This is a genomic window from Streptomyces sp. NRRL S-1022 (genome assembly GCF_000720135.1).
In the GTDB taxonomy this organism is placed as follows: domain Bacteria; phylum Actinomycetota; class Actinomycetes; order Streptomycetales; family Streptomycetaceae; genus Streptomyces.
In genome coordinates this window covers 1-1,286 of sequence record NZ_JOIU01000090.1, presented here as the reverse complement: position 1 = coordinate 1,286, position 1,286 = coordinate 1, and the positions used below count along the sequence as shown (strand labels likewise).

General features: G+C 72.0%; 1 protein-coding gene. It reads left to right on the top strand.

All coding sequences use genetic code 11. The annotated features are described in order from the left end of the window. Positions 1-1,286, top strand: a 1,286-nt coding sequence (locus tag IG05_RS0140910; RefSeq protein WP_030349165.1) for an acetyl-CoA carboxylase biotin carboxylase subunit, incomplete at both ends; no start/stop codon positions are given.

The window sequence follows — 1,286 nt, the reverse complement described above, 5'->3', positions numbered from 1 at the left end:
GAGTCCGGGGCGGACGCCGTCCATCCGGGCTACGGCTTTCTGTCGGAGAACGCCGAGTTCGCGCAGGCGGTCCTGGACGCGGGTCTGATCTGGATCGGCCCGCCGCCGCAGGCCATCCGCGACCTGGGCGACAAGGTCGCCGCCCGGCACATCGCCCAGCGGGCCGGCGCGCCGCTGGTCGCCGGCACCCCCGACCCCGTCTCGGGGGCGGAGGAGGTGGTGGCGTTCGCCCGGGAGCACGGTCTGCCGATCGCGATCAAGGCCGCCTTCGGTGGCGGTGGCCGTGGTCTGAAGGTCGCCCGGACCCTGGAAGAGGTCCCGGAGCTGTACGACTCGGCGGTGCGCGAGGCGGTGGCCGCGTTCGGCCGCGGCGAGTGCTTCGTCGAGCGCTACCTGGACCGCCCCCGGCACGTGGAGACGCAGTGCCTGGCCGACAAGCACGGCAACGTGGTCGTCGTCTCCACCCGTGACTGCTCCCTGCAGCGCCGTCACCAGAAGCTGGTGGAGGAGGCCCCGGCGCCGTTCCTGTCCGAGGAGCAGGTCGCCGAGCTGTACCGGGCCTCGAAGGCGATCCTGAAGGAGGCCCGCTACGAGGGTGCGGGCACCTGTGAGTTCCTGGTCGGCCAGGACGGCACGATCTCCTTCCTGGAGGTCAACACCCGTCTCCAGGTCGAGCACCCGGTGACCGAGGAGGTCGCCGGCATCGACCTGGTCCGCGAGATGTTCCGCATCGCCGACGGCGAGGAACTCGGTTACGGCGACCCCGAACTGCGCGGACACTCGTTCGAGTTCCGGATCAACGGCGAGGACCCGGGCCGCAACTTCCTCCCGGCGCCCGGCACGGTCACCCGGTTCGACGCGCCGTCCGGTCCGGGTGTGCGTCTCGACGCGGGTGTGGAGTCCGGCAGCGTGATCGGCCCGGCGTGGGACTCGCTGCTGGCCAAGCTGATCGTGACGGGCCGTACCCGCAAGGAGGCCCTGGAGCGGGCCGCCCGTGCGCTGGACGAGTTCCAGGTCGAGGGCATGGCCACCGCGATCCCCTTCCACCGCGTGGTGGTACGCGATGCGGCGTTCGCGCCGGAACTGACCGGCTCCGCCGGCCCCTTCACGGTCCACACCCGGTGGATCGAGACGGAGTTCGTCAACGAGATCAAGCCCTTCGCCGCTCCGGCCGACGCCGAGGCGGAGGAGGAGCTGGGCCGCGAGACGGTCGTCGTCGAGGTCGGCGGCAAGCGCCTGGAGGTCTCCCTGCCGTCCTCGCTGGGCATGTCGCTGGCCCGCACGGG